General features: G+C 41.7%; 29 protein-coding genes and 1 tRNA gene. 18 read left to right on the top strand and 12 right to left on the bottom strand.

The genetic code is table 11. The features are described 5' to 3' along the window. Positions 1-172 precede the first annotated feature (172 nt). From F6K52_RS01175 to gltX, 4 genes are all read left to right on the top strand, one after another. Complete coding sequence (locus F6K52_RS01175) at positions 173-1255, top strand: transposase (RefSeq protein WP_293072789.1); 1083 nt, start codon at positions 173-175, stop codon at positions 1253-1255. Positions 1256-1335: 80 nt separating this feature from the next. Continuing rightward, complete coding sequence (locus tag F6K52_RS01170; protein WP_293072786.1) at positions 1336-1599, top strand: hypothetical protein; 264 nt, start codon at positions 1336-1338, stop codon at positions 1597-1599. 279 nt (positions 1600-1878) lie between these two features. Continuing rightward, positions 1879-1952 (top strand) — tRNA-Asp (locus F6K52_RS01165). Between the two features lie 130 nt (positions 1953-2082). Beyond that, positions 2083-3531: a glutamate--tRNA ligase gene (gene gltX, locus F6K52_RS01160; protein ID WP_293072783.1), complete on the top strand. Its 1449-nt coding sequence runs from the start codon at positions 2083-2085 to the stop codon at positions 3529-3531. A 328-nt stretch (positions 3532-3859) separates the two neighbouring features. On the opposite strand, the gene F6K52_RS01155 is transcribed toward gltX, so the two are convergent. Beyond that, positions 3860-4321, bottom strand: a complete 462-nt coding sequence (locus F6K52_RS01155) for a hypothetical protein (RefSeq protein WP_293072780.1) — start codon at positions 4319-4321, stop codon at positions 3860-3862. Positions 4322-4564: 243 nt separating this feature from the next. After that, positions 4565-5344: an SDR family oxidoreductase gene (locus tag F6K52_RS01150; protein WP_293072777.1), complete on the bottom strand. Its 780-nt coding sequence runs from the start codon at positions 5342-5344 to the stop codon at positions 4565-4567. Positions 5345-5379: 35 nt separating this feature from the next. Here F6K52_RS01150 and F6K52_RS01145 point away from each other — a divergent pair, with 35 nt between their 5' ends. The 7 genes from F6K52_RS01145 to lepB all read left to right on the top strand — a co-directional run bounded on the left by F6K52_RS01145 (position 5380) and on the right by lepB (position 12354). Continuing rightward, complete coding sequence (locus tag F6K52_RS01145) at positions 5380-6198, top strand: hypothetical protein (protein ID WP_293072774.1); 819 nt, start codon at positions 5380-5382, stop codon at positions 6196-6198. A gap of 114 nt (positions 6199-6312) precedes the next feature. Next, positions 6313-6849 (top strand): Uma2 family endonuclease, encoded by a 537-nt coding sequence (locus F6K52_RS01140; RefSeq protein ID WP_293072771.1) that lies wholly within the window; start codon positions 6313-6315, stop codon positions 6847-6849. 152 nt (positions 6850-7001) lie between these two features. Beyond that, positions 7002-7736, top strand: coding sequence for a class I SAM-dependent methyltransferase (locus F6K52_RS01135; protein WP_293072769.1), 735 nt, complete (start codon positions 7002-7004; stop codon positions 7734-7736). Between the two features lie 76 nt (positions 7737-7812). Further along, on the top strand, positions 7813-8652 hold the full coding sequence (locus F6K52_RS01130; RefSeq protein ID WP_293072767.1) for a class I SAM-dependent methyltransferase: 840 nt from the start codon (positions 7813-7815) through the stop codon (positions 8650-8652). A gap of 500 nt (positions 8653-9152) precedes the next feature. Beyond that, entirely contained in the window at positions 9153-10031 is an 879-nt protein-coding gene (locus F6K52_RS01125; protein ID WP_293072764.1) for a tRNA-dependent cyclodipeptide synthase, read from the top strand. Between the two features lie 333 nt (positions 10032-10364). Further along, positions 10365-10499 (top strand): hypothetical protein, encoded by a 135-nt coding sequence (locus tag F6K52_RS36885; RefSeq protein ID WP_364415510.1) that lies wholly within the window; start codon positions 10365-10367, stop codon positions 10497-10499. A 217-nt stretch (positions 10500-10716) separates the two neighbouring features. Then, positions 10717-12354: a signal peptidase I gene (gene lepB, locus F6K52_RS01115; protein WP_293072758.1), complete on the top strand. Its 1638-nt coding sequence runs from the start codon at positions 10717-10719 to the stop codon at positions 12352-12354. Positions 12355-12515: 161 nt separating this feature from the next. Here lepB and F6K52_RS01110 read toward each other — a convergent pair whose 3' ends face one another. Beyond that, positions 12516-13043 (bottom strand): 2OG-Fe(II) oxygenase family protein, encoded by a 528-nt coding sequence (locus tag F6K52_RS01110; RefSeq protein ID WP_293072755.1) that lies wholly within the window; start codon positions 13041-13043, stop codon positions 12516-12518. 271 nt (positions 13044-13314) lie between these two features. Between F6K52_RS01110 and F6K52_RS01105 the strand changes: the two genes are divergently transcribed. Continuing rightward, positions 13315-13476, top strand: coding sequence for a condensation domain-containing protein (locus F6K52_RS01105; RefSeq protein WP_293072752.1), 162 nt, complete (start codon positions 13315-13317; stop codon positions 13474-13476). A 98-nt stretch (positions 13477-13574) separates the two neighbouring features. Here F6K52_RS01105 and F6K52_RS01100 read toward each other — a convergent pair whose 3' ends face one another. From F6K52_RS01100 to F6K52_RS01075, 6 genes are all read right to left on the bottom strand, one after another. Then, on the bottom strand, positions 13575-14894 hold the full coding sequence (locus F6K52_RS01100; RefSeq protein ID WP_293072749.1) for a TauD/TfdA family dioxygenase: 1320 nt from the start codon (positions 14892-14894) through the stop codon (positions 13575-13577). Between the two features lie 35 nt (positions 14895-14929). After that, positions 14930-15217, bottom strand: a complete 288-nt coding sequence (locus tag F6K52_RS01095; protein WP_293072747.1) for a hypothetical protein — start codon at positions 15215-15217, stop codon at positions 14930-14932. 31 nt (positions 15218-15248) lie between these two features. After that, a complete protein-coding gene (gene asnB / locus F6K52_RS01090; protein ID WP_293072744.1) occupies positions 15249-16730 on the bottom strand; it encodes an asparagine synthase B in 1482 nt (493 codons plus the stop codon). A gap of 244 nt (positions 16731-16974) precedes the next feature. Then, positions 16975-17208 carry a transposase gene (locus tag F6K52_RS01085; protein ID WP_293072811.1) on the bottom strand — a complete coding sequence of 78 codons (234 nt, stop codon included), beginning with the start codon at positions 17206-17208 and terminating at the stop codon, positions 16975-16977. A 201-nt stretch (positions 17209-17409) separates the two neighbouring features. Continuing rightward, positions 17410-17610 (bottom strand): transposase, encoded by a 201-nt coding sequence (locus tag F6K52_RS01080; protein ID WP_293072741.1) that lies wholly within the window; start codon positions 17608-17610, stop codon positions 17410-17412. A gap of 339 nt (positions 17611-17949) precedes the next feature. After that, entirely contained in the window at positions 17950-18135 is a 186-nt protein-coding gene (locus F6K52_RS01075) for a transposase family protein (protein ID WP_293072808.1), read from the bottom strand. A gap of 155 nt (positions 18136-18290) precedes the next feature. Here F6K52_RS01075 and F6K52_RS01070 point away from each other — a divergent pair, with 155 nt between their 5' ends. Together F6K52_RS01070 and F6K52_RS01065 are read left to right on the top strand one after the other, a co-directional pair. Beyond that, positions 18291-18485: a hypothetical protein gene (locus tag F6K52_RS01070; RefSeq protein ID WP_293072738.1), complete on the top strand. Its 195-nt coding sequence runs from the start codon at positions 18291-18293 to the stop codon at positions 18483-18485. A 105-nt stretch (positions 18486-18590) separates the two neighbouring features. After that, the gene (locus F6K52_RS01065) at positions 18591-19217 is read left to right on the top strand and encodes a hypothetical protein (RefSeq protein WP_293072735.1); all 627 of its coding nucleotides are present in this window, start codon (positions 18591-18593) and stop codon (positions 19215-19217) included. 170 nt (positions 19218-19387) lie between these two features. Here the strand turns inward: F6K52_RS01065 and F6K52_RS01060 are convergent, their stop codons facing one another. The 3 genes from F6K52_RS01060 to F6K52_RS01050 all read right to left on the bottom strand — a co-directional run bounded on the left by F6K52_RS01060 (position 19388) and on the right by F6K52_RS01050 (position 21077). Next, entirely contained in the window at positions 19388-19648 is a 261-nt protein-coding gene (locus F6K52_RS01060) for a Txe/YoeB family addiction module toxin (RefSeq protein WP_293072732.1), read from the bottom strand. Then, positions 19645-19899, bottom strand: a complete 255-nt coding sequence (locus F6K52_RS01055) for a type II toxin-antitoxin system prevent-host-death family antitoxin (RefSeq protein WP_293072730.1) — start codon at positions 19897-19899, stop codon at positions 19645-19647. Before F6K52_RS01055 ends, F6K52_RS01060 begins: the two co-directional genes overlap by 4 nt. Positions 19900-20042: 143 nt before the next feature. Next, positions 20043-21077 carry a saccharopine dehydrogenase NADP-binding domain-containing protein gene (locus F6K52_RS01050; RefSeq protein ID WP_293072727.1) on the bottom strand — a complete coding sequence of 345 codons (1035 nt, stop codon included), beginning with the start codon at positions 21075-21077 and terminating at the stop codon, positions 20043-20045. Positions 21078-21618: 541 nt separating this feature from the next. Between F6K52_RS01050 and F6K52_RS01045 the strand changes: the two genes are divergently transcribed. The 4 genes from F6K52_RS01045 to F6K52_RS01030 all read left to right on the top strand — a co-directional run bounded on the left by F6K52_RS01045 (position 21619) and on the right by F6K52_RS01030 (position 25580). Beyond that, complete coding sequence (locus tag F6K52_RS01045) at positions 21619-22215, top strand: helix-turn-helix transcriptional regulator (RefSeq protein ID WP_293072724.1); 597 nt, start codon at positions 21619-21621, stop codon at positions 22213-22215. Between the two features lie 755 nt (positions 22216-22970). Further along, complete coding sequence (locus tag F6K52_RS01040) at positions 22971-24329, top strand: chloride channel protein (protein ID WP_293072722.1); 1359 nt, start codon at positions 22971-22973, stop codon at positions 24327-24329. Between the two features lie 205 nt (positions 24330-24534). Continuing rightward, the gene (gene nrtS, locus F6K52_RS01035; protein WP_293072720.1) at positions 24535-24756 is read left to right on the top strand and encodes a nitrate/nitrite transporter NrtS; all 222 of its coding nucleotides are present in this window, start codon (positions 24535-24537) and stop codon (positions 24754-24756) included. Between the two features lie 14 nt (positions 24757-24770). Then, entirely contained in the window at positions 24771-25580 is an 810-nt protein-coding gene (locus F6K52_RS01030; protein ID WP_293072718.1) for an aminotransferase class IV, read from the top strand. Positions 25581-25811: the final 231 nt, after the last annotated feature.

Raw genomic sequence — 25811 nt, 5'->3', positions numbered from 1 at the left:
ATTCCACAAGGTTGTTACGAGGCGGGTTGAAACCGCGCCTCTTCACTTCTTGTCCGATATGATTTACTCAATGAAGTGAACAAATCATAACGGTTCGGGAGTGTCAAGACTCCCCTACCTACCTTGGTCAGGTTAATTCCTAACTNGGTGTTCAATCAACAGGGAATACATCATGTCTCCGGATATCCCTTTCCCTGGCGAAAGGTCACAAAAGCGACAGTTAACGCAGTGGAAAAAAACCGATTCCTCACTCAAAGAGGTTCATTCTCAAGTTACACAAGATGTTGTTAAACGTCTGCATAATTCCTGGGAGTCTTTCAGAAAAAGAGGGAGAGGTTTCCCTCGCTTCAAAAAGTATGGTCGCTATCAATCATTCTTGTTTCCGCAATTATCAACAAACCCCCTTAAAGGGAGTCAAATTAAACTACCCAAGATCGGGCTTGTAGACATCAACTTGCACCGAGAAATCCCTGATGGATTCAAAATCAAAGGTGTCAGGGTTGTGTCGAGATGTCGAGGAACAAAGTGGTTTGTCGTCATTACCATCCAGGCTGATGTATCTGTACCTGATATTCCGTTTTTTGGACGGGCAATTGGTGTCGATGTCGGATTAATCGATTTTCTGGCAACATCAGATGGGTTAAGGATTCCTAGACCGAAGTTTTTTGTAGACTTACAACGCAAGCTGAAATTGCTGCAACGTAGAGCGACAAGAAAACAAAAACGGTCTAAGAATTATGAAAAGTCACAAATCAAGGTGGCACGGTTACATCACAAAATTGCTGATACCCGTAAAGATTTTCACCTAAAAATAGCACATCAACTATGTGACCAAGCCGATTCGATTTTTGTTGAGGACATTGATTACACAGTGATGGCTAAGGGTTTTTTGGGAAAACATATTCTAGATGCTGGCTTTGGTCAATTCCGAGAATTGCTGAAATGGGTATGCTGGAAACGAGGAAAGTTTTTCGCGACTGTTGACCACAAGGGTACATCTAAACAGTGTCCTGAGTGTGGTTATCAATGGGAGAATAACCTATCAATCCGTTGGCATACCTGCGCTGAATGTGGGTATTCAAACAATCGTGATGTCGCCTCAGCCCAAGTGATTTGTAATCGTGGAATTGATAAGTACCCAAGGACTATTGGGGAACGGAAACTGCCTGCTAATGGCGTACTGTCGGGGGTATTGTGCCTAGATAAGTGCTACGCAGGAACTCTTAACTGTGAGGTTGAGAAGCCCGCGCCGTAATCAAAGATTCGGCGTCGGGAGTATGTCACAGGTCTGGAAATTATTGAAGTCTAGAATTTCTTTTATAAGAGGTGATTAATATGCTTCCACTTTTTCTAATTCTTCTCGTAACTGCCCTAGGGAGCATCTTGATATCTTGGAGAGTATCTCACGAAATCCCTCGCTTATTGGGAGTAGGCAGTAGCATTGTCTGTCTAATATTTGGTTTTGCTATGGCACCTTGGCCAGTACAGGTTTTGATGCTCCTATTAATTCTTAGCCTGGAACGATTTTATCCATTCAGCAGAACAGCTTCAGAGGCAATTTTAATCTCAAAAGTCTCTAACACCAAAAGAGAACGGTGATTCTGCCATAGCAGTAAATAAGGTTTTTGGTCTTGAAAAAATAATAGTGAGTCTTAGGGTAGGTGATTAGCCCACCCTATTGCGTTAGCGCTGGGATAGGTTATACTGGTTGTAGCCATAAACTGAGCCTTCGGTCATTGGTCGAGGGTGAGCTCAAGGCAAATCGGCTGAGAGCTCAGAGCTCTAAAGTGACTGCTGAAAGTATTTTTCAGTTTTTTTCAAAAAAAGCCTTGACAAATACACCAGTCATACATAATAATAGTAAATGGCTCGGAGATTGGGACTGTAGTTCAATTGGTTAGAGCACCGCCCTGTCACGGCGGAAGTTGCGGGTTCGAGCCCCGTCAGTCCCGTAGAAAAAATGTAGGATACTATCGACTCCTCCTAAAGATGATCCTAAACATGATCTAGTCGGATTAGTCGATTGTTGCAGGTACAATAGAGACGAAAAGACTATAGTAATTAACTTCTTAGCAATCAGCTGTGACAGTTAGAGTCCGTATTGCCCCAAGTCCAACCGGAAATTTACACATTGGTACCGCTAGAACCGCTGTATTTAACTGGCTATTTGCCCGTCGCCACAGCGGTAAGTTTATTCTGCGCATTGAAGACACCGACCAAACCCGATCGCGAGAGGAATATACCCAAAACATCTTTGATGGTTTAACTTGGCTGGGACTGGAATGGGACGAAGGACCATTTTTCCAATCCCAACGTCTTGACCTTTATAGTGCTGCTATTCAACAACTCTTAGACCAGGGATTGGCTTATCGCTGCTACACCACAGCTGAGGAACTAGAACAACTGCGGGAAGCTCAAAAGGCAAGAAAAGAAGCCCCCCGCTATGACAATCGCCATCGCAATCTGACACCAGAACAACAAGCAGCATTTGAGGCGGAAGGGCGCAAGCCGGTGATCCGCTTTATGATTGATAATGACCGCGTGATTGTCTGGAATGATCTAGTCCGAGGTAAAGTCACCTGGAAAGGGAGTGACCTTGGGGGTGATATGGTCATTGCTAGGGCATCTCAAGAGAATGATATCGGTCAGCCTCTGTACAACCTAGCTGTGGTGGTGGATGACATTGATATGCAGATTACCCATGTCATTCGCGGTGAAGACCATATTGCGAATACTGCTAAACAGATTTTGCTCTATGAAGCCCTAGGGAGCGTAGTCCCAGAATTTTCCCATACACCTCTGATTCTTAACGATGAGGGACGGAAGCTATCTAAGCGCGATGGTGTAACCTCTATTTTTGACTTCAAAGCCATGGGCTTTACCCCTGAGGCGATGGTTAATTATATGACATTGCTGGGATGGTCTCCCCCTGACTCCACTCAGGAAATCTTTACTTTGGCTCAAGCCGCTCAAAAGTTTGGTTTTGAACGGGTGAACCCAGCTGGGGCAAAGTTTGACTGGGCTAAGCTGGATTGGATTAATAGTCAATATGTCCACCAGATGAGTGCATCTGCGTTAGTGGACTTGTTGATTCCCTACTGGGAAAGTGCTGGCTACAACTGTGATCCTGTGGAAAATCGCCCTTGGCTGGAACGGTTGACTGCCATGATTGGGCCAAGTTTGACTCGCTTGCCAGAAGCAGTAGATATGACTCGGATGTTCTTTACTGAGTCAGTTGAGTACACGGAGCAGGCAGTAGAGCAGCTCAAAAAAGCTGGTGCTAGTGAGGTGGTGCAAGCTATTCTTGACCAACTGGGTAATTACCAACAGCTGAGTCCAGAGGAAGCTAAGCAGATTATTAACCAAGTCACAAAAGCGCAAAAGGTCAAGAAAGGATTGGTTATGCGATCGCTTCGTGCTGCACTAACTGGGGATGTCAATGGTCCTGATTTGATCGAATCCTGGGTACTGCTTCATCAGCGGGGGTTTGACCAAACTCGCTTGAAGGAGTCATTGCTTCAGGTAGCCTGATCCCAACCGATGGGTTACTGATGGGTTACTGATGGGTTGCCGATTGGTAACCCATTTGTGATCCTGTTTGGGTCAATTCTTTGACCCTGATCCGAAGTTACCTTGTCCAAAGTTCCCGACAACCCACTAATAAATTTTGGCTGTTCCATGAAAACTTTCAAGGGAGTAAGCCAAACTTCTTCTAACTCTGAGGTCGAAAAATCTAATGAATTAAAAAGCTAAATTAGTTTTAGATTTAACCAGAGATATTTAAGCTCTTGACTGAGATAATCTGCCCACAAATTAGGTTTGAACTGATACACAGACAGTAGTGCGATCGGACGAACAATTATTCGCAGACGTACTCCTTATAAAGCGAATCGTATTTACAAGGAGAGTCATCATCGCCATAGTAAATACTAGTCCAAAACGAACTGTTTTCTATGAATAAATGGCAATCCCTCACCTCATAAAGCCTCAGATATTCAGGCTTGTTGTTTTCCACCATATTTTTGAGTTTAGAACAGCGAGCAGCTGTTTTAAGTTCAACAGATTTGATTGCGTTCCGCTCTTTTTCTAAAACCGAGTCACATTCTTTCACATCTTTACCCTGACTCACTCGACTGTAAAAACACTTAGCTAGACTTTTTTCAGTCTGACTTTTTTCAGTCTGACTTTCTTCAGTCTGACTTTCTTCAACCAGTGCTTGTGCTTGACCGGGGGCAACGCCTTCAGCGACGGCGATACCCAACAATAGCGTGCTAGAGACCATCAGGATTCCTGACAGCAGCAAGGAAAAAAGACGTTTCATAAAATACTTCCTTTTTTTTTATTAAGCCCATATGATTGTATCACAACCGTTTGCCTCAGTTGCAGCACAGGCAAACTTATGTGTATCTAGCGCTACTGTTATACTAATTGGGTAAAACTAATCTGATCCTGTTTGGGTCAATTCTTTTATCTAATACGAATTTAGATGAGCAAACCGCTGCATTCTTTCTTTATTTGCGATCGGCTTCGCCGATCGCAAATAAAAGATTTCAACACTTCATTATTAGTTACTTTTTTCCATGGTTTGTTGGGACATTTTCAGCACAGTCTTTCTAGGCAGAAACGGTACGACCCAATTTACCATAAAGTTCAAGGATGCCTCATTAATTTTCACTAACTCGCCTTTCATCATAGCGTCATAGCCGCATTTAGCAACGGACTCAGGAGAGGCGGCTTTGTCCCACATTGATGTACCGTCTAGGTCGCCAGCCGCTACAAAGCCTGTGGCAACAGCACCAGGGCAAAGGGCAGTGGAGGTAACATTTGTATCAGACAATTCCTGGGCAATGGCCTGAGAAAACGAAACAACAAAGGCTTGTGTTGCGTAATAAACTGCCTGTAGTGGTCCTGGTATAAAGCCTGCGGTAGAGGCGACATGCAAAATCCTACCATAATTTCTGGTTACCATCCCTTGTAAGTACAGATGGGTCAGCTTAACTAAGGAGACCATATTAACTTGCATCATAGCTTGATCTTTAGCAAGGTCACGTTCATGAAATTTCCCGTGGCCACCAAAACCAGCATTATTGATCAGAATATCAATTTGTATTCCAGCCGCTTCCGTTGCTGCAAATATTTGTTCGGCAGAATCTGGTTGTGCCAGGTCAGCGACAATAACAGTTGCTTTTATATTGTATGCATTCTCTAACTCTGATTTTAATTTGTTGAGAACCTCTTCACGACGAGCAACCAAGACTAGATTGCCTCCTTTGGCAGCATGTAATCGGGCAATTTCAGCACCAATGCCACTTGATGCGCCTGTCACTAATGCAGTATTTCCCATCATTATCTCCTTTGTTTATACCGTTTATTATAGCTATGAGGTATACAGGATTTTTTACCTATTATCTCTTACCTTCTTCCTGCTCCCTGCTCCCTGCTCCCCGCCCCCTAACACCGGAAACAGGGAGAGCGAGATTAATGGATGGTTTACTGATCGATCCCCTGTCATTGAACCTTGCTTTTGTAGGAGTTGCGATCGCAATCGGCTGGCTAATCCTGGCAGTGCTCAAGTTCATTGAGTCAGTGACTTGGGGAGCCGGTGGCTTTCAAGTAATTCAGTATGTGCCTCTGTTTCCCATGGCACTAATTGGTGGTTTGATTGTCCAAGTCGTAACCGTGCGTCTAGGACTGGGGTCACTAATTATTCGACCCTTGCAGGAGCGCATCTCTGGGGTAGCGTTAGATGTGGTAATTGTCACCGCATTAGCGTCAATTTCCCTAAGAGTGCTGGGAAACAACCTCCTGCCATTTTTAATTCTTGCGATCGCTGGCATCGTTTGGAACATCTGGGCATTTCTATTCCTGGCACCCCGTATACTCCCCAGATACTGGTTTGAGCGTGGCATCGGGGATATGGGACAATCCATGGGAGTGACAGCAACCGGTATTTTGTTGATCCAGATGGTAGACCCAGATAACCATACCGGTGCTTTTGAGAGTTTCGCCTACAAACAGTTGTTCTTTGAACCGATAGTAGGTGGTGGCTTGTTTACTGCTGCTGCACCAGCACTGATTGTGCAATTTGGCCCATCGGTAGTGTTACTGCTAACAATAGGATTACTAGCGTTCTGGTTAATCTTTGGTCTGTGGAACTTTAAGCGGATGAGAAAGACTGTTAGGCAAGCTAATCTTTAAAGGGTTACTCGGTGATCAGGCAAGGGAAGCATGCTTCTCTTGCGCAACCCTGGGCAAGATTTGGGCTCTAGTATGGTTGGTATAAACTGAACCAGTGAAATTTTGTAAGCAGCTATGACCCAGTCGATTCCAAGGATTGCCCTCGCAGAATTTCTCACTCAACCCAATATTGAGGCTTCTCCGGCATGGGAATTAATTGATGGGCGAGCAGTCCAAAAACCAATGCCAACCCTCTTTCACTCCCGCCTACAACGCAATCTGGTTAATTACATCAATGATCGTACCAATGAATTTGAAGCGGTACAGGAGCTACGCTGCATCATACCTCCCTACTCGCCAGTGCCAGATATTGCTATCGTTGCCTGGGATCATCTTCCTGATCAAGACGGACCCCTTGATGGAGCACCCGATTGGCTGATTGAAATTCGTTCCCCTGACCAAAGCACTTTAAACTTGCAAAACAAAATTCTTCATTGCCTCAGTAATGGAACACAATTAGCCTGGTTAATCGATTTTGCTCGTCAGCAGATTTGGGTCTGGCAGGGAGATGACCTACCCATAGTCTTTTCAGGAGAAGACATTCTACCAAGCTTAGGCATTCTACCCGAACTTACTGTCAACGGGGTAATGGCTATGACTCGGCGATCATAGATCGTTGCCCCTTGCTTAATTTTATGCTATTTTATGCCCGAGAGTGATGATGTTGGGTCTTGAGGTTCCTTACATTAAATGAAACACTGGTTGTGTAGTTTATTCCTCTACAAATCCCTATATTAGTAGTCATAGATACCAACATTAATTTGATGAAAGAGATTTTTCAAGGAGAAGTTTTTGCAGATACTGCCAACTTCGATAGTGGCATTCGCCAGCTAATGCCTCGCTATGAGGAAATTCTGGATGTTTTAGCCCGTTGTACTCCTCCTTCTGCCCAGCGAATTTTAGATCTCGGTTGCGGTACTGGCGAGACGAGTTTAAAAATCCTTGATCGCTGTCGGAATGCTGAAGTAATTGCGGTAGATTATTCCCCCCGAATGCTGGCCTTTGCCCGTGCAAAAATTGAGGATGCTGGATATAGCAATAGATGGAAAGCGTACGAGGGAGATTTTGGTGACTGGGCGAATCACAACTTATCATTACCAGAACAATTTGATGTCTGTGTTTCCTCTTTTGCCATCCATCATCTTACCGATGAGATTAAGCTGAAGTTATTTCAGCGAATTCGGGAAAGTCTCAACCCAGGGGGCGTGTTTTGGAATGCTGACCGGGTTTTGCCAGAATCACCAGCCCTCAAGGAAGTTTACCAGGAAAGGCGAGAGGATTGGGCGCAAAGTCAGGGAACGACCCTAGCAGAAGTTCGCGCTAAGTTCGGAACGAGTATCTCTGAGGGTTATTCTGGTCCTGATCGCTTTACCACCACTTATGGCCATTTGCAAATGCTGACAACTGCTGGATTTTCCTCGGTAGCGGTGCCTTGGAAGTATTATGGTATGGCAGTATTTGGAGGGATAGTGGCAACAACAGAGGAACCTAGGCCGTAGAATCAAGTACCTGGGTCAAATTATTGTGATCTTTCCGCTTAACTGACAACAACTAATCATTAATAAGCAAGCATTTATGCAAGATTTGTCACAAGACGGAAACTGGTTCAAGCTAGTAGCAGATATCAGAACGTCACAACAAAACAAGACCTGGTTTAATTCAGTAGCAGATGCCTACAACAGAACCAGACCAACCTATCCTCAAACGATAGTTGATCGGGCTGTAGAGTTAGCCCAACTCCCAGATGATGCCACAATTTTGGAAATAGGATGTGGACCTGGAACTGTAACTAAAGCCTTTGGGCAATTAAGCTTTAGAATGGTCTGTATAGAACCCAGTGAGTCGGCTTGTAAGCTAGCGCGACAAAACTGTGCCCAGTATCCCAATGTAGAGATTAAGAATACTACTTTTGAGGAGTGGGAGCTAGAGTCCCAGAGATTCGATGCGGTTATAGCAGCAACGGCTTTTCATTGGGTTGCCCCTGGAAGTGGGTATGCCAAAGTTAATGCTGCTTTAAAACAGAATGGTGTACTCATTATACTGTGGAATACCAGACCCCATCCTCAGCCTGAAGTTTACCAAATGTTGGATGAGGTCTATCAGATCCATGCTCCATCTCTGAGACGATATGCTGAAGATACAAAAACTCAGTTAGAAAAGCTGAACGAATTTGTAGAGAAGGTTATAGACTCCGGTTATTTTTATGACTGTAAATCGGAATATGTACTCTGCGAACCTACCTATAGCATCGATGATTATCTGGCCTTGTTGAGTACTTACTCAACCTACATCAACCTAGAGTCGCAGCAGAAGAATTCTTTATTTACTGGTTTGAGGGAAACCCTAGAAAAGAACTGCGGCAATAGGATCCAACTTTCATATGTGTCAGCTTTTTGGATTGTCCAAAAAGGATAAGCTGAAAACTTTCTATCTTCTGATTCCTAACGAAAAGGCAATATTTATTTAGATGTATATATAGCCGTTTTCAATTTGGTGAGGTAGAGAGTACCTGGTTCTAGGGAACAGGGAACAGGGAAGAAATAAGAGATAAGAGGAAACATGGAAAAAATCCTGTGTATTTCATTAGGTTAGAAACTGCTATAGTCAATGGCTAGACATGGCTTCTAGCAGAATAAGTCAATTTACCCTTGATTGAGTCTATCAAAATCCTATTGTTATAGGACTAGGCATTAAGGTGTTTGACATTGATACAAGCAGCAACAGCTGCTTTAGTGAACTTTTGCCTCTTGCCCGCCCCCCTTACTATGGCAGTAGGGGGGATTCCTCTTGCCTTGCGCGTAGGGCTATAAAGCTCGTAAAAAACCTGTGGATAAAATAGTAAACGCTGACCATAGCATAATACTTATTGTTTGTCCAGATGGCTTCCAACAACATTTACCATAACAATTAACAGTATGAATAGTGATAGCGATGAAGAAACGATCATTGACAACTTTGACTGGAATCAGCTTTCCCTAGAGCATTTGAAGCTGCTTAGATCTAAAATTAGCAAAGGAATTGATCTAAACAGACAGGAGTTAGACTTAACCAAGTCTACTACTAGTAATACTATAATTTATGGGTATAAAGCAAGTTTATCTAAGGTATCTCCCGCTCACCTACGTAGCTCACTTTCTGAGTATAAAAAGTGTATTTTCGGAATCAGCCTTGGCAGCAAAAACTTTGTTGATCGTAAGCGCATTGAACCATGCATTAAATGGATTAGTGAAAACTTTAATGCTTGCCTAGTCCTAGTTACTGATAGTATATACCGACTGACAATCGAGGTGAGACAGGGAGTGAAAGGGGATGAAGCTCGGTTGGAGGCAATTCGCACTGGAGAGCAGTTTATTAATGAAAACTATTCCCTGTTCGATCAGTACTCCGGAAGCTGTCAATTTAAGTTCAAGAAAGCGTCAGAAATTGAGCAGCAATCGGACTTTAAGATATATTATGAGGAGCTTCAGAGCCTTTACAAAAAAAATGAATCTTTTCAAGGCTTGGTAAATTTATTTGCCCAAAACTATATGAACCGAGTTCAACAGCTAGAAACAGAACAACTGGATGAGCGTAGGCAGCATCTAGGGATAACATACCTGCTTGAGGAGTCAGCTTTAAACGCCTGCCTTGTCAAACAAGGATGGCTAGTTGTGGTTTATCCTGGGTCAATCAAAACCTTTGAAGATATATCAGAGGGACTACACCCAGAAGTACCATTACCGCTCCAGCAAATGATCTTGGTTAGGCTGCGCCTCAGAAAGCGGACTTCTAAAAGTGGACGTAAACTACAGTAACAATATTACAGAAAAAGGACGGGAGTAGGACACGCCCTGGATCTATGGGCGAGGGTCAGGCAACGCCTACAGGGCAGCGCGAACTTAAGGTCTACGGGGTAATGGCTATGACTCGCCGATCATAGATCGTTGCCCCTTGCTTAATTTTCTGCTACTTGTTGCCCGAGATCGATGATGTTGGGTTGAGCTTGGTGAAATCCAATCAATCAAGATAATGCGTTCGCGTAGCGTGGCCTACGGCCAATCCCGTAGCGGCTCCCTCCATTCGCGTAGCGTGGCCCATTCGCGTAGCGTGGCCAATAGGCCAAGGCCAAGGAGCATCGCACTAAAAACATTAAAATCCACCACAGCCCCAAACATAGCTCCTGGCTCAATATCGCAGAAATCGAACTCTCGGCAATGACCAGGCAATGGCTTAATCCTAGAATTCGTGATCTCCATACCCTCAAATCTGAAATCTCCCCATAGAACCAACAGAAAAATACTCAAAACCTAAAATATTATTAATAGTTATACTGACCAAAATGCCAGAATTTAAATTAAATTTATCTATTATCCCAAAATTTAAAATTTTTAATAAATCTAACTTTTAGCAGATTAATTTATATCAACCTTGAATTTCAATTTAGTTTAATTGAATTGAGTAGATTGTTACAAGCATCACTGCCATTGATAGTTTACAATAATGAGCCATCAGAACATTACCGGATTAGCTAAGCAAGGCAATCCAAAAGCGATCGCGGCATTAATCAACCATTCTCTCAAATCCAAAGGCATTAGAGCTAAAGTTAAACTCAGAGATGACTGCTTGTCTGTGTTGCTAGAGTCAACTCAAGTACCAAATCAAGAAGAATTAGTAGCTTTCCTTCGTAAAAAAATCATCGGTTTGGGAGTTGAATCGATTAGCACCGTCAAGGTTTATGGATGTCAGTTGGGTAAAAACTCCCCAGATTGGCGTGAAACAATCCAGTTAGTACTCCACCAAAAAAATTTTGGTGACTCCAAAGTAGGAGAGCTATGGAGCAGGGGGATTCAAGAGCAGATCGAAACCACAGAAAGTAACGATAAAAATCAAATTGGTGGAGTACAAGAGAGCCCTGGTGCTTTCAAATCTGTACCGATATCGTCGTCGGAGAATACCACTTCAAATGATGTACCTATAGCAGACAGCATAGTTCAACAATCCAAGAGTGCTCTCAAGGCTAAAAATTCTAAATATATTAATAATAATAAAAGTCGAAAACCCCCGATTAATGACGAGTCATTATCTGGTAAAGAACCTTGGTTAGCGGTAATTTTATCAAAGTTTTTGCCTGGGCTTGGGCAGATATACTCAGGTAAACTTATTAGAGGATTGTGGATAATATCTATTACAACTTTACTGTTGTACTTGGGATTCATTCTTATCTTAACTCCTAAAGTTGAATGGGTAATCGGCTTCCTCTGCTGGTTAGCTATGATGCCGCTCTGGTTATGGAATCTCTTTGATGCTCATCAATGTGCCATAAAAGCGAATAGTTCAAGGTTTGAAGAATTGAGAAAAAGAGACAAAGACCCCTGGCTGGCTGTATTTTTATCAGGAATAATACCTGGTTGGCCTGGTTTGGGGCATTTATACATTAAGAAAGTTGGGCTGGGTATTTTATTCTTTATTATTTTTATAGTTTCAGGAATTTTTCCCTTAGCTCCACTGATTTTTTCCGGTTTTGTTGCTTATCATGCTTACTGGGCTTCACCAGTTCGTAGGGAAAGAACGAAAAATTTTATAGTAACCATTTCTCTACTCCTAATGATTTTTGGTATTTGTGAGGTTGGTTTGGCATTTTATGTGAAAGCATATGTTGCAGAAGCTCGCTACATACCTTCTGGTGCGATGTTACCTACGCTCCAAATTAATGACCGCCTGATTATTGAAAAGTTAAGTTATCGCTTCAACGATCCAGAGAGAGGAGATATCATAATATTTAACCCTACTGATACTCTCAAAAAACAAAACTTCAGGGACGCATTTATTGAACGTGTGGTTGGTTTACCAGGTGAGAAGGTAGAACTTAAAGATAGAAAGATCTACATTAATGATCAACCCTTAGCAGAAGACTATATTGCTGACGGTCAACGAACAGTCATTGATGCTTGTAAATCTGCACCGCAACCCTATTTGTCTAAACCGGTGACACTGCCACCTAACTCCTATCTGGTACTAGGTGATAACCGGGAAAACAGCTACGATAGCCGCTGTTGGGGGGTTGTTCCCAGAGACAACATTATTGGTAAAGCATTCATAATCTACTGGCCTCGCGATCGCAGCGGTATAGCCTTGTGAAATTGATGTACATTGTCTGGTTCGAGTCTTGAACAATTTCCAGAATCATGGCAGCGAAGTAACCACCCCAAGCAGCATCAGCATGAATAGTCAACTCTAGTCCCAAAAAAAGAAGTGTTTTGACTCAAATTTCCATCCGGAAAAGCTTACAGGCTTTTTTGTCACTCCCCCCGGAATAACTGGCGATAATGTTCTAAACACTGCTCATGTGAATCAAACAGGATTTGATCATGAATGTAATCTCGAATAGGAATATTAGTATTTGGCCCTTTAAAAACACCTATAGAAATACGTTCTTCATCTGGTATGCGAACTCGATGTATACTTGAGTTTATCTTTCCACCTAGCATTTTTTCTAAGGTTTCAGACAGAAATAGCACCCCATACCCTGGTTGGGGATTAACGTCATGCCATTGCTCATCCCACAACACTTCTAATCCTGGCTTGTCCATCAAAATTACAGTCATCAAATCATAGTCTTTATGAGCTTTCATTCCACTATTGCTTTTCTTATTTTGTTTTTGGATTTCGCCCTGCCTGAAAAAATCTAAAGCCTCTCTTTTTAGAATTTTAAAATGTTCAAAAATTTCTGTTTCTGGTATTCTGACATAGCAGCAACCCAGATTAACAAGGGTGTTTAGTTCTTCTCGCGTCACCCTATCTACAGAATTGATGGTTGGTAGTTCCATGATTCAGAAAACAAAAAAAAGAACTCAACTCAGGTAATTCTCCCAGGATTCTGGTAAGTTTATTTAAGTCGCGATCGCCCAATACAGTATAATAGGATTTGAGCCGCCGAAAAGACCAGTATATAGTGAACTTACAAGAGCGAATAGAATCTCTAGAAGCGAGAATATATAGTCCTTCCGACTTTCCTCTTGCCCAGTTGAGTCAAACCGAAATCGACAGTTTACTCACATTAATTAACTATAATAATTTAGAATCAATCTATCCCTTCCGATGCAAGAAGGGATGCTATTTGAGAGTCTCTATGCTCCCGAATCAGGGGTCTATTTAGAGCAATTGCTGTTGAAAATTAGTCCCTTGCAAGTTGATATCTGGGAGCAGGCTTGGCAACAAGTAGTGCAGCGGCACTCAGTTCTACGTACCTTCATTATTTAGGAGCATCGGCAACAACCCCTACAAGTGGTACTCAAACAGGTAGATTGGGCGCTTATTTGGCCCTTAGTACCAATAAATAGCTAAATTTAGCCTTAATTTCAATCGCTCATGCGCTCTGCCAGAATTTCTAAAGCGCGGTCTGAACATCCCATTAACCACATATCCGGCATTCCACTTTTTTTCCCGAGCAACAGTCGCCGTCGGCTGCGGAATGTTTCCGGCTTCATATACGCTCCCAGTAAAACTCGTCGCAGTTGGGGATTCCGAATACCCGTCCGTCCGTGGAGCAGTCGCCAGTTATCATTTACCAATACCTGTCCGGGAGCTATAAGAAATTCGGCGTTATACTCTCGAGATTCAGCTAATGCTGTAAATGCTTGGTAGGCGGCATACAAGTCTTGAATTTTATCCGGGGAAACCTCAAGGGGTACGCGGTCGTTTTTATTGTGACGAATCTGGTAAACTTCGCCATTTTTATCCAAATTAATGACGTGGTGGCGATAATAGATTTCCCATTGGTATTTTTTGGTGCCTTTTTCCTTGTCAGATACTTTTTCCTCTACACCCAGTCGTCTGCGACCTGTTGGTATATACTCTTGGGTGAGTAGCTCGAAATATTTTGGCTGCTGAGTCCTCAGAACTTCAGCAATTTTGAAACCATCTACCAGAGTGGAATATCCTTGTCTGTCATTGTCAGGATTTTCGTATTCAATACATCCGAGAAATTGAAGTCTGGGAGGAACGTTGTAGGAGACGTGATCGCTATGATTGTCCAGCCGATGCAAGTACTTATAGGAGTGGTGGATATTTCCTGCTAGTTGGTTGGCTGTGTCTAAAGTATAGATGTCGGTAGGGTGATATCGTTGCTGAATCGGTCCGACGCGCTCTACTAATGCCTGAAATGCTTCTCTCGTTTTGGGAAAGCTGTCAATAATTACCATTCCCACATCCAGCATTTTATCCAACCAATGCAGTAGCGTTTCATCGTCCCTCATCACTTCCTGGTAATCGAAGTATGGGATGGACAGCGATGAGTCCCACAGTTGGGGTTTTCGTCGCTGTTTGAGAGCGGGCTCTTTTTGACAGTGAACTCGCAGCCAAGATGGATCGTAGACGCTATGATGTCCGGGTTCTTCACCGCCCCAAATGATATCTAAATTTCCTTCGCTGTCTATTTTGACCGTTTCAGTTATCGGATTTAGTGGCATTTTCAGGGGGTCGTGTCCTTCTCCTTCTCCACTGTTGAGGCTTAATGTGTCTGGTTGAAAACATTTGGGACAGTGGCAAGTGTCGCGCAGCCAGAGGTTGTGATAAAAGCTTTCGTGACCATCTTTCCAAGTAATTTGCACCCCGTTATTGACGGTGGTAACCGATTGGATGCGAAAAGCCGATTTGAGTTGCTGAACTAATGTGACCATATTACTCCTTTTATCGATAAATAGAATATAGCAGTTTAACCGTCTTGCGGTTGACCTAGGGGAATTTTTAACCAAGTATTATGCTCTTTGGTTAAGAAACAATCGATTGTTGCATAAATACTGCCTTGTTTTCTATGATAAACAACTTCTTTCCCCGAAAGTGATATTGGATTTGTATGCCAGACTCCAGGATGTATTGAAATGCCACTGCATAACTCTATTTTAGCATTTTCAAAATCCGTGAATACAACCCCTAATCCCAGAGCATTTTGGTAATTTAACCTTTTTAAGGGAACATCATAGTAATTGACTGTGGTCGCCATTTTTTCTTCAATTTAACTAAGAATTGAACTGTTAATGGAAAGTTCGATCCCACTTGCCAACTAAATTGACGGCAAATGGCTGAGGAAAATACTGCTCAAAAATCCTGTAGTAGAGTAATTCCTCCTTAGTTTTTATGGGGTCTCCCCGAAAGCGTGCCTGATCGAAATCTTGGTCAGAAATAGTAGCCTCAGCGTGAGCTTCTAAAACTTTAGAGGAAGCAGAACCATGAGCAAATTCCATCTTGTCTCGCCAAACTATTTCTGGGGGTAAATAGTCTTCAAAAGCTTTACGGAGCAACCATTTTTCAATGCCAAATTTCTGGTAAAGCTTGAGGGTAGGATCTATAGTCAGTGCCATTTCCACAAAGTCTATATCTAGAAAAGGAACTCTTGCTTCTAAACCATGAGCCATTGTCAGTCTGTCTAATTTTTGCAAGTTGAGATTATGTAATCCTTTAATCCGATATACCAATTCTTGATTTAACGTCTTGCCATCATTGTAATCAGCTAGATAACTATAGCCAGCAAACAACTCATCTGATGCGTCTCCTCCGAGAACTACTTTGACATATTGGCTAGCAAGATGAGATAGCAAGTAGGTAGGTACACAACTTCTTAACCAAGCGGGATCATAGGATTCAAAGTGGTAAATTACCTCGGGTAGAACAGAAAGCATTTCTGCTTCTGAGTAAATATATTCGTGATGAATTGTTCCTAAATATTCTGCTACTAATCTTGCTGCTTTCAGATCTGGAGAGTTAGCAAATCCGGTGGAAAAAGAATGTAGTTCTGACAGTTCTCGCTTCATTAAGGCCGCAATAATGCTAGAATCAAGTCCTCCACTGAGAAATACTCCTACAGGAACGTCAGACATTAAACGCCTGCGGACACTTTGAGAAAGTCCTTGGCGAATTTTTTCTAAAATCACCTCTACATCTTCTAAAAACACATCGACTTCGGGAAAATCGTAGTAGGGTTGTAAACCCTCATTAGAATGGTAATAATGTCCTGGAGGAAACTCTTTAATTTGTTCACCATGCTCTATTAAAGCTTTGATTTCCGAAGCAAAAAATAAACCTTCTTCACTTTGAGCATAGTATAAAGGTTTAATGCCTAAGCGATCGCGAGCGACAAAGAATTCCTGATCGCTAGCCAAGATAAAGCTAAACATACCCCTGATTTTTTGAGGCATCTGAGTGCCAAACTTTTGGTAGAGCGGTAGCAGAATTTCCGTATCGCTGTTGGTTGAGAAGTTGTAGTTTCCCTGCAAGCGATCGCGCCATTGTTGATGGTTATAAATTTCTCCGTTAGCAATAGCGTATAATTTGCTCTGCGGATCGTATAATGGTTGCTGTCCTCCTTCTACATCAATAATGGCAAGACGATTATGTCCTAAAGCATAGTTTTCCTGGCAAATGCTACTGGTACCATCCGGTCCGCGATGAGCTAAGATTGACAATGCGTCTTCAAAGCCAGGTAAATTTGAGCCAAAAAATCCAACTATTCCACACATATCTTTATCGTCCAGGTAACTTCAATGCTGTCATCGCAATTGGCGTTAAACTAAGCCAGGTTGTCACCAACCCGACTCGTCTTCAGAACGCAGCATGAGACTTTAACCTCACTGCGCTCCTCTCTTTTCAGGCTCTTTATGAGTACCTACTTTGAGTAAGGTAGGAATATCGTCCACCCATTCCTAGTCCAGGTTATTGAACCATTTTTTGTTTTTCTCTCCTTCCTTTTGGGCTCTTTCGTTTTTAGTATGCTAAGCTATTATCAAAGTGCCAATTCATTATAGAGCTAATTTCAAAGTTAGTCAAATTTTTTAGCCCAAATCCACATCTTTTTATTAGTTTTAATTTGTTATTTATTCCCTCCACCACTCCACTATTTGTCCTGCTTTCAAAATATTCCACTATTTCTACTAGCCATATTTTTATTGTATTAACGCTTTTTGGATAGTATTTTTCCGCTTTTTTGAACCAGTATATTCACCTCAATGTTTCTGATACTAAATCTTTAATTTTGTCAAATATATGAGTAAATTATTCTTTAATATTATGCATAATTTATATTAGCGGTGATGCAACTTTTACTTGTTATAGTTTTTTTTTGTTGTTCTGATAAATTTGTTTATATTTTTAATTCGGAAAGTTGGATCTCACCAAACATTTTTCTAACGTATATTTACTTCATTTTATACTTCTAAATAATTTTAATTTCGCTATTTCTTTTAATTGCAATGTTTTTGCTGTCTTTTTTTGGTCTATTATTGCCTGATTTAATTCTTCATGAACCATTTTCGTTACATGAAATCTATCTATTGTTACCTCGGCATTTGGACAGAGCTTTTTCACCAATAATTTATAATTTCCTATCATATCTATACTCACTTATTATATTTTATTTAAAACTTTTTATCCCCATGTCACCATGACTTTTATTATTTATAATTGAGTTCTCGCTCCTACTAATCCAGTTAATTCATTTATGGGTTTCTAAGTCTACTAATACTACTATAAACTTTCCTTGTCCTTTCACTAAGCTGATTTCATCTATCCCTAATTTTTTTAATTTTTATAAATTTATTGGCTTGATTAACTCCCATATTAATGTTACATTGTTCCCCACTTTTTCATCTGTTAATCCATTACTTTATGCCACATATTTTACATCACTATGAAAAACTTGCTGCGTGATTTTTTCCGCATATCTTTTCTTGATTTTTTTATTTATTCTACAAAATATAACTTCTCACTAAACGGTTTTTGACAATTTTTGCACTTAAACTGTCTTCTATTCACTTTCAAAATTACCTGTTGACCGCTCCAGGGTAAATCTTTCACTAAATGATATTTATTTTGATGTAGTCTGTGGCTTCTTTGTCCGCAGCGTGGACAAACTGCTTTTTTTTTTATCCTCTTGACTTTTAATATTATCGTGTTATGGACTCTCCAGAATCATCTGGGTTGGAGATAGAGGCATGATTACTTAAACCCGTATCAACCAAGAGTTCTCGACAAGAGAGGATCTCGATTGGATTACAGCCTTAACTGCTGGTCAAATCAAACTCTTGGCTGACCAAGAAGTGATTCAACTGGGACTGTTTGATGAACAAAATTTAGTGGAAGTGGAATCCGTAGATTATCCGGGAGAAAGATTAATCGCTTGTCGCAATCCAATAACTGCTGAGTCAAGGGCTCAAAAACGAGAAAAACTCTTACAGAAAACAGAAGCGGTGCGACCCCGGTCGGGTTTCCCGACCTAGGGAACGCGCACCAAGAGAGAAGAATTAGAAAAAATTGTTCAAGCTACTCTCCGAGAAAAAAGGGCTTTAAAGGGTGCTGACCAAATTGGCCTTCGAGTCGGAAAGGTGATTAACAAGTATCGAGTGGGGAAGTTCTTTGAACTGGAAATCACGAACAACAGCTTTTCCTACACCCGCAAGCCCCAAGGCTTAAAAGCCGCCGCTGCCTTGGATGGATTATATGTCATTCGTACTTCTGTAGACACCGAAGTTTTAGATGCTCCAGCTACAGTGAAAGCTTACAAAAGTCTGTCTCAAGTCGAACAGGCTTTTCGCTCTTATAAGACGATGGATTTAAAAGTCCGTCCGATTTATCACCATCTCGAAAGCCGAGTTAAATCTCACATTTTTCTTTGTATGCTGGCTTATTATGTGGAATGGCATATGAAGCAGGCCTTAGGGCCGATTTTGTTTGAGGATGAGGATGACACTCCTATCGATTGGGATGGAGTAACTCCTGTCAAACGTTCAAAAAAGGCTTTATCCAAAGCTCGTAGGAAGAAGACATTAGAGAACTTACCCGTACATAGCTTTCCAACTTTGATGGCAGATCTGGGGACAATTACTCTCAACACTATTACTGCTAAATTAGAGGGAAATTCTCTAACTTTTTCCAAGGTTACTCAACCCACACAAGTCCAACAAAAAGCTTTGGATTTGCTTAATGTTTCCCTGTTTGTACCCAGTAAGTAACTTCCCGAAAATCTCTAATTCCTTATCCTGCATAGGTTGTGCCGTTTTGTCAAAGGGGAACTTCAGTCTAGATTCCGCCTTTCAAACTACCCTATTCAAATGCGTTCGCGTAGCGGCTCCATTCGCGTAGCGTGGCCAATAGGCCAAGGCCAAGGAGCATCGCTAATCATTTATTTTTGATAGTGAAATCTACAAGAAATAATTGTTAATTCTTCGTCAGTAATTTCATAAACTAAACGATGTTCAGAATTGATCCGCCTTGACCAATATCCTGATAAATTTGCCTTGAGAGGCTCTGGTTTTCCAATGCCATCAAATGGATTTCTGATGATGTCTCTAACTAATAAGTTGACTCTTTTTAAGAGCCTTTTATCATTATCTTGTAGCCAAATATAGTCAGACCAAGATGCTTCAGTAAAAGTTATTTTCATTCATCAATTAATTCTTTAATTAACTTTTTACCTGATTTAGCTTGTTCAATTGATTTTAATAGATGTTCGGCATTAGTAGGATTGGATAATAAATATAGTGTTTCTTGCCAAGAGTTAAATTCATCTAAAGACATTAAAACAGCTTGTTTTCCTTGATCATTACATACAATAGTTGGTTCGACGTCAAGAATGACCCGCTCAATTAGTTCATCTAATTGTTCTTTGGCTTGATTACTCGTAATTGCTTTCATTTTTCACTACTCAGAGTTGTATATACTATAAAGTAACATATACGATAGCACAGAGCTATAGATTCTCTTTGTGTCCTGGTGTGGCTCTGTGGTTCTTTCTTCTGAAATCCTAACATATTCCCGTAGTAGTGTAATTTCATGCCTTATTGTTTGTTTAGCCTAATTAAAAGTTTTTCAGCTAATACCTGAACGTGAGGTTCACCAAGCATTCCAGTACCCATCCCAGCAGCGACAGCAGTATTCTCATGGACTAAGGTTGAGCCAGCACGGGCTGATTTACCATCTTTGTAACCAGTAACTTCTGAGCGAATTGCAACACCAACGCCACTAACGCGATCGCTTACATCGGTCATGATGTGACTGACATGGGACAAAAACTCGATTCCAGCGGGATTTTTCAGCCAAGATGAGGGGAAGATGTGGGCAGCTATCCAGGTAAGATGATTATAAAAATCGGGAACTGAGCCAAATTTAGTGATGACGGTCTTAACGGGGAATGAGTCCACTAAGGTCAAGGCTTCTGGCATATCAAACCAGTAGACACCAGCTTTACCATAGGGAGTAGGGAATTGGATGGTTTCCCTTAGGCTATAAGGTTTCACCGTTTGCCACTGATTATCAATCCAAGCTTCAAAGGGTTCTTGCAATCCCAGGAAGGTAGTACGCATTACCGTCACTCCAGCACCACCAGAACCGGCAACTACATAGCTGAGGTGAATCCGTTCTGCAACGTCTAACTGTTCCACATCGTGACGCACCATGCTATTGGAGATACCAGGAAAAATGCCAGAATTCACAATAGCGGTGACACCAGCAGCAGTAGCTTGTTCACGGAAGGCTAAGGCTTTACGGGTAAAAGCACGGTTGTCACTGACATCGAGATAGTTAACCCCTTGTTCGATGCAAGTGTTTAGGACAGTAGCGTCTCGGTACAGAAACGGACCAGCACAATGGATGACTAGGTTAAAAAATGCGATCGCATTTTTTAACCCCTCCTGATCAGCTAAGTCTAGAGGGATAAACTGCAGGCGAGGCTGTAACTGTTGTGGCAATGCTAAGTCAAGTTTACCCTGACGTCCAGTAATCGTAATTTTCGCCTGAGTATGGGCAAGTAAGTCTTGCGCTACACTGTTCCCGATTCGTCCTTTGCCTCCTAGGATTAAAACCTGGTCTGTCATTAGATTATGTCTGCTTGAATACTTATTGCAGTTCTATCTTACGATTGCTGGTTTCACGTAATGTCATCATTGGATTCACGTCTAATGTAATTGTGTCCATTGGATTTTACTAATAGTCAATTTTTGAACTCTAGGTATTTCTGTAGGTATTGTGATAATTTTTGATACCATATTCCCTACTCTCTTTAACACTATAGAAATTTTAAGGGATTAAAACGTAACAGAAGTCAGTCCGACTTTGGCTAAATTCTTTCCCATCTTGCCCATCTTTCTCATCTTACCCATCTCCATCTTTATAAATTATCCCGATGTTGTGCAAACCCCTTCAGGGTATAGGCTTTACTTGCGCCATCTAGTTAAGTTTTGTTACAAAAATGCGACATTCTGCATAAACGGTAAGGCTTAATCCTGATAAGTATTAAGACCCTTAACACTAGCAACTAACTACACTTTACCGCACATGACCTAGCTCCCCCAAACTGAGCAGTGCGAAATCGCCTTGTCACAGACTATCCAACTTTTTTTAGAATAGGTCTACAAGATGAATACTATCACTAACTCTTTAGAAAGAGCCAATACTAAAGCACAACAGTTAGATCAGGTTTTTTTACAAGGGATACTGGAAGGATTTATTGATGGCATTTTGATTCTGAGTACAAAAGGAAAGATACTTCATGCCAATGAATCTGCTCGCCTTCTGTTGGATCAACTCACACCAGACAGTAAACCATCTAATTTGGTGCCTAAACAAATCTGGCGTATCTGTCAAGCTTTGAAATACAGTTTTAAGTCCTATCATTCTCAGACAGTTATTATAGACTCTCATCTTACTACGAGTCAGTCAAATCCTGTTCGGATTCGAGTTCGATGGCTCAAATTAGAGTTATCTAAAGAGCCTTGTATTTTAGTTACTCTTGAAGACCAACATCAATCCATTCAAAATCTAGTGCTTGCAGAAGTTTACCACTATGGTTTAACTCCTCGTGAAGCAGAAGTCTGGTTACTGCGTCGAGTCAATTACTCCTATAAAGACATTGCCGCTAAGTTATTCATTACTCTCAGCACAGTGAAGAAGCACATGAAAAATATTCATGCTAAACGTAAGCTGACTGCTGACTGCTGTCAGCAGTCAGCTTAAAATAAACCTCTAAGCGTGATAATTTAATAGTTCGAGATTAATCATAATTGAAAGTCTGGGGAAAAGGCTATCAGTAGAAGGAACTCACATTAAACGAATCCTTGCCACTTTTATTAAAAAACTGTTCCCGTAGCGCATTAGCTGAATGCTTACAGCTAAAAGCTTATGCCAGTGCTTTGCAGCTAGACCAATGATTTGAAGCGAGCAGTTCTGGACTAGCTGCTGCATCTGGCTTACCAATTAGAGGACTTGCACTCGGAGGGTTTGTTGTAGTCTGTAGCAACACCCGCGACTCAGGCAAACTCTTGTCAGGCTTACCTCAAGCAATATTAGGTATTGAACCATCAGACTAGACGAGGGCAAAATTCCCCTAACCGACTACCCCTTATTTATTTAGGGTTTCCATTGTTAATGATAAGTCAGTTTTAAAGGTTATGAAAACTACTTTATGCAAAAAACAATTTTAATTAATGCAAAATCAACATAAACAAAAATTGGATGTGAAAACAGGGCAAACCCATGTAAATTCTACAAGCCTTACTCAGACAAAAAGGCAAAAATAATAAGCAAAATTGCTCATTATATCAGGATCATATCGAGTAGGCATTTCAAAATAAGATGCGAAGAATGCTGAATGTAAAAATAAATTTATTTTTATGTACTCTATACATAGTGACTCTATCTATTTATGTTATTTTTGTTCATGATCAAAAAAATAACCAATTTTCCTAAAAGACAACTGGGTCATGAGGACAATGACATCAGAGACAGCTGAAGTATTATCGGTAAATCAAAGGACTAATCAGACGGAAAAATCAGATCGGGACAATACACCAGTCAAGCTAGCCTATATCCAACTAATCCTTTGCGCTACAGGGATTGGCATTGCTGGTGGATTAGTAGCAACTAGTTACTATTTTGTCCTAGAACAGTGTTTGCATTTGGTTTGGCATCGGTTACCGGAATTTCTAGAACCCTATTTCCCGACTTGGCTACCCTCTTGGAATTATGTGTGGATTGCTACTACCATTGGTGGGTTTTTCGTGGGCTTATCCCTCTACTTCTTGGGGTTACCCGGTGAAATGGCGTTGGTGATTGAAAAAGTCCACGATCCAGGTAGGATGGAGCCTCGTCAAACTCCTGGCATGATTGTGACCTCTCTAATTTCCATCACCGCTGGGGGGAGTGCTGGACCAGAAGCACCATTGGTACAGATTAATGGTAGCTTAGGTAGCTGGCTAGGAGTAAAGCTTAAACTAGCAATCAGCCATATCCGGATATTGACCTTCTGCGGGATGAGTGCTGCTCTTGGTGCCTTTTTTGGTGCGCCGATCGGGGGGGCATTGTTTGCCCTAGAAATTCCCCACCGCCGGAGTCTGGAATACTATGAAGCCATCGTACCAGCCATTGTCGCGTCAATTTTTAGCTTCTCTGTGTTCCGCTTTGGTACTGGGTTAGATGTGGGAGGAATTTACCGCTTTAACCTTTTTGATACGTTACCTACTCTGTCCTGGCTAAATTTAATTGATGGTGCATTACTCGGAGTTGCTGGTGGATTAGCTGCTATCGTGTTTATCTATATCTTTCGCTTTACCAAATCTTGGATTAAATCGATTGAACATCGGCACATTTTGCTAGCTACACTAGGCGGATTATCGATCGGGTTGATTGCTGTATTCTTTCCCCAAACCCTATTTTTTAGCGAGGAGCAAATTGAAACAGTGATTGAACAAGGTCCCACTTTGGGGGTAACCATGTTACTGGGGATTGCCTTGGCAAAAATGTTTGCGATCAGTTTTACCCTCCACGGTGGGTTTAGAGGCGGATTTATCTTTCCTCTATTTTTCATCGGTGCCAATCTCGGTTTAGCTATCTCCATCGCCTTACCCGGAATTCACCCCACCATTGCTATGCTTTGCCTGATGGCAGCGGTGAATGTGGCTGTCACCAAAACACCGGTCAGTACTACCGTTATTCTTAGCGTTCTGTCTGATACCTCGATTCTTCCAATTATTGCTATTGCTAGCTTTGCCAGTTTCTTGTTAACTACTAATATTTCTTTGCTGAAAACTCAGCGATCGCGTAGTCAGGAGGGTATCCCAGTAAGGGCTTAAGAAGAATTAACTCTAACTTAGTCAAGGATTGAGTCAGTCAACAAAATGCGTTTTTTTGTTGAGACGTTAGCTAATTGGGTAATTAAGAGTCAACTGCCAAAAAAAACCATCAGTTATGTAAAATTAGATGATTAACAGCTTCCTAGATAGGTACAGCGTGAAACCTCTAAAAGAGTTCTGTCTAAGTGTTGTTGATCTCGAATTGATGCCAACTGCGCTGAGGGTAGCTTTGGTGGTTGGCTCACTTCTGTTTGTGATCAATCATGGTTCTGCTCTCCTACAAGGACAGATGAATCGACAGCGATGGATTTCAGCAGGTTTAACCTATATAGTTCCCTACTTGGTGAACATTCATGGTCAGTATACCATCCGTTCTAGGCAAACGGCTCGAAGAGGAAAAGCAGATTATAATCGCAATTCTGGTTAATTACTATAAGAGCGATGTCAAAACCTTGCTTCTGGTACAATGCCGAGCTAATTGAGGGTAACTCCCTGAGCCTGACCATTGATGAGCCAGGATTTATCTATGGCGCTACAGTTTTTACCACCCTACGAGTTTACCATCAGTCATTAGATCACCCACTAACCCATTGGACTAATCATTGCCATCGCCTCCAATCGACTCTACAAACATTTGGTTGGCAACAACCGGATTGGGAGCAATTGCGCCAAGGAGCACAATCACTGATCACCCTTTACCCAGTGCTGAGAATTACCCTATTCCCCGATGGGCGAGAATTGATTATGGGTCGTCCTCTGCCAGCAAATTTAGCCCAGTGGCAAGACCAGGGTATCACTGCTTGGGTAGCCCAGTCCTCCTCCGAAAAATTTCATCGCTGCTTACCTACTCACAAGACCGGGAATTACCTATCTCCATGGCGGGCGAAGCAAATGGCGCAAAATATGGGAGCACAAGAAGGGATTCTGGTAGATAATCACGGGAATTGGCTGGAAACTAGCACAGGTAACTTATGGGGATGGGGAGATGGTCAGTGGTGGACACCACCAGTGGAAGCTGGAATTTTACCCGGTGTGATGCGATCGCATTTAATTCAGTGGCTGACTTGTCAAAATCAGAGAGTTTGTGAGGAACCTTGGTCACCTGAGTTGGTAAGACAGTTGGATGCGATCGCTTACACTAACTGCGTGGTGGAGGTTGTTCCCATTCACCGGGTGATTCAAGGAAATTCTGAACGAGTTTATGACCCACTACATCCAGTTTTACAAGACTTACGTCAGGTTAACTATTAACTTTGAACTATTAACTATTAACTTTTAATTAACGAAAAACTTCCTACTCTGTTTATTGATCAGGGCTTGCCTTACATTAGCTGACAGCTTTTGAATCAAACAGGTAAGCATTGGTTTAATGCTGAGTTACGTCAGCTGACGGCTGAACGCGCACGCGTGGCCAAAGGCCAACGGCTGACTGCTTACCAAAGTAGTTGTTTTTACGGTATAGACCCAATGATGATTATCAAA

This window comes from Moorena sp. SIO3H5, assembly GCF_010692395.1.
In the GTDB taxonomy this organism is placed as follows: domain Bacteria; phylum Cyanobacteriota; class Cyanobacteriia; order Cyanobacteriales; family Coleofasciculaceae; genus Moorena.
This window is presented reverse-complemented; position numbering and strand designations above follow the sequence as displayed.

Excerpts from the sequence above, each read along its gene's own strand:
- F6K52_RS01050 (WP_293072727.1), bottom strand. The coding sequence starts at position 21,077 with ATGACAGACCAGGTTTTAATCCTAGGAGGCAAAGGACGAATCGGGAAC.
- F6K52_RS01175 (WP_293072789.1), top strand. The coding sequence starts at position 173 with ATGTCTCCGGATATCCCTTTCCCTGGCGAAAGGTCACAAAAGCGACAG.
- F6K52_RS01140 (WP_293072771.1), top strand. The coding sequence starts at position 6,313 with ATGACCCAGTCGATTCCAAGGATTGCCCTCGCAGAATTTCTCACTCAA.
- F6K52_RS01095 (WP_293072747.1), bottom strand. The coding sequence starts at position 15,217 with ATGGCGACCACAGTCAATTACTATGATGTTCCCTTAAAAAGGTTAAAT.
- nrtS (WP_293072720.1), top strand. The coding sequence starts at position 24,535 with ATGCCAACTGCGCTGAGGGTAGCTTTGGTGGTTGGCTCACTTCTGTTT.
- F6K52_RS01100 (WP_293072749.1), bottom strand. The coding sequence starts at position 14,894 with ATGGTCACATTAGTTCAGCAACTCAAATCGGCTTTTCGCATCCAATCG.
- F6K52_RS01110 (WP_293072755.1), bottom strand. The coding sequence starts at position 13,043 with ATGGAACTACCAACCATCAATTCTGTAGATAGGGTGACGCGAGAAGAA.
- F6K52_RS01045 (WP_293072724.1), top strand. The coding sequence starts at position 21,619 with ATGAATACTATCACTAACTCTTTAGAAAGAGCCAATACTAAAGCACAA.
- asnB (WP_293072744.1), bottom strand. The coding sequence starts at position 16,730 with ATGTGTGGAATAGTTGGATTTTTTGGCTCAAATTTACCTGGCTTTGAA.
- F6K52_RS01155 (WP_293072780.1), bottom strand. The coding sequence starts at position 4,321 with ATGAAACGTCTTTTTTCCTTGCTGCTGTCAGGAATCCTGATGGTCTCT.
- F6K52_RS01105 (WP_293072752.1), top strand. The coding sequence starts at position 13,315 with ATGCAAGAAGGGATGCTATTTGAGAGTCTCTATGCTCCCGAATCAGGG.
- F6K52_RS01130 (WP_293072767.1), top strand. The coding sequence starts at position 7,813 with ATGCAAGATTTGTCACAAGACGGAAACTGGTTCAAGCTAGTAGCAGAT.
- F6K52_RS01055 (WP_293072730.1), bottom strand. The coding sequence starts at position 19,899 with ATGAAAGCAATTACGAGTAATCAAGCCAAAGAACAATTAGATGAACTA.
- F6K52_RS01170 (WP_293072786.1), top strand. The coding sequence starts at position 1,336 with ATGCTTCCACTTTTTCTAATTCTTCTCGTAACTGCCCTAGGGAGCATC.
- F6K52_RS01150 (WP_293072777.1), bottom strand. The coding sequence starts at position 5,344 with ATGGGAAATACTGCATTAGTGACAGGCGCATCAAGTGGCATTGGTGCT.
- F6K52_RS01125 (WP_293072764.1), top strand. The coding sequence starts at position 9,153 with ATGAATAGTGATAGCGATGAAGAAACGATCATTGACAACTTTGACTGG.
- F6K52_RS01145 (WP_293072774.1), top strand. The coding sequence starts at position 5,380 with ATGAGGTATACAGGATTTTTTACCTATTATCTCTTACCTTCTTCCTGC.
- F6K52_RS01040 (WP_293072722.1), top strand. The coding sequence starts at position 22,971 with ATGACATCAGAGACAGCTGAAGTATTATCGGTAAATCAAAGGACTAAT.
- F6K52_RS01030 (WP_293072718.1), top strand. The coding sequence starts at position 24,771 with ATGTCAAAACCTTGCTTCTGGTACAATGCCGAGCTAATTGAGGGTAAC.
- F6K52_RS01135 (WP_293072769.1), top strand. The coding sequence starts at position 7,002 with ATGAAAGAGATTTTTCAAGGAGAAGTTTTTGCAGATACTGCCAACTTC.
- lepB (WP_293072758.1), top strand. The coding sequence starts at position 10,717 with ATGAGCCATCAGAACATTACCGGATTAGCTAAGCAAGGCAATCCAAAA.
- F6K52_RS01060 (WP_293072732.1), bottom strand. The coding sequence starts at position 19,648 with ATGAAAATAACTTTTACTGAAGCATCTTGGTCTGACTATATTTGGCTA.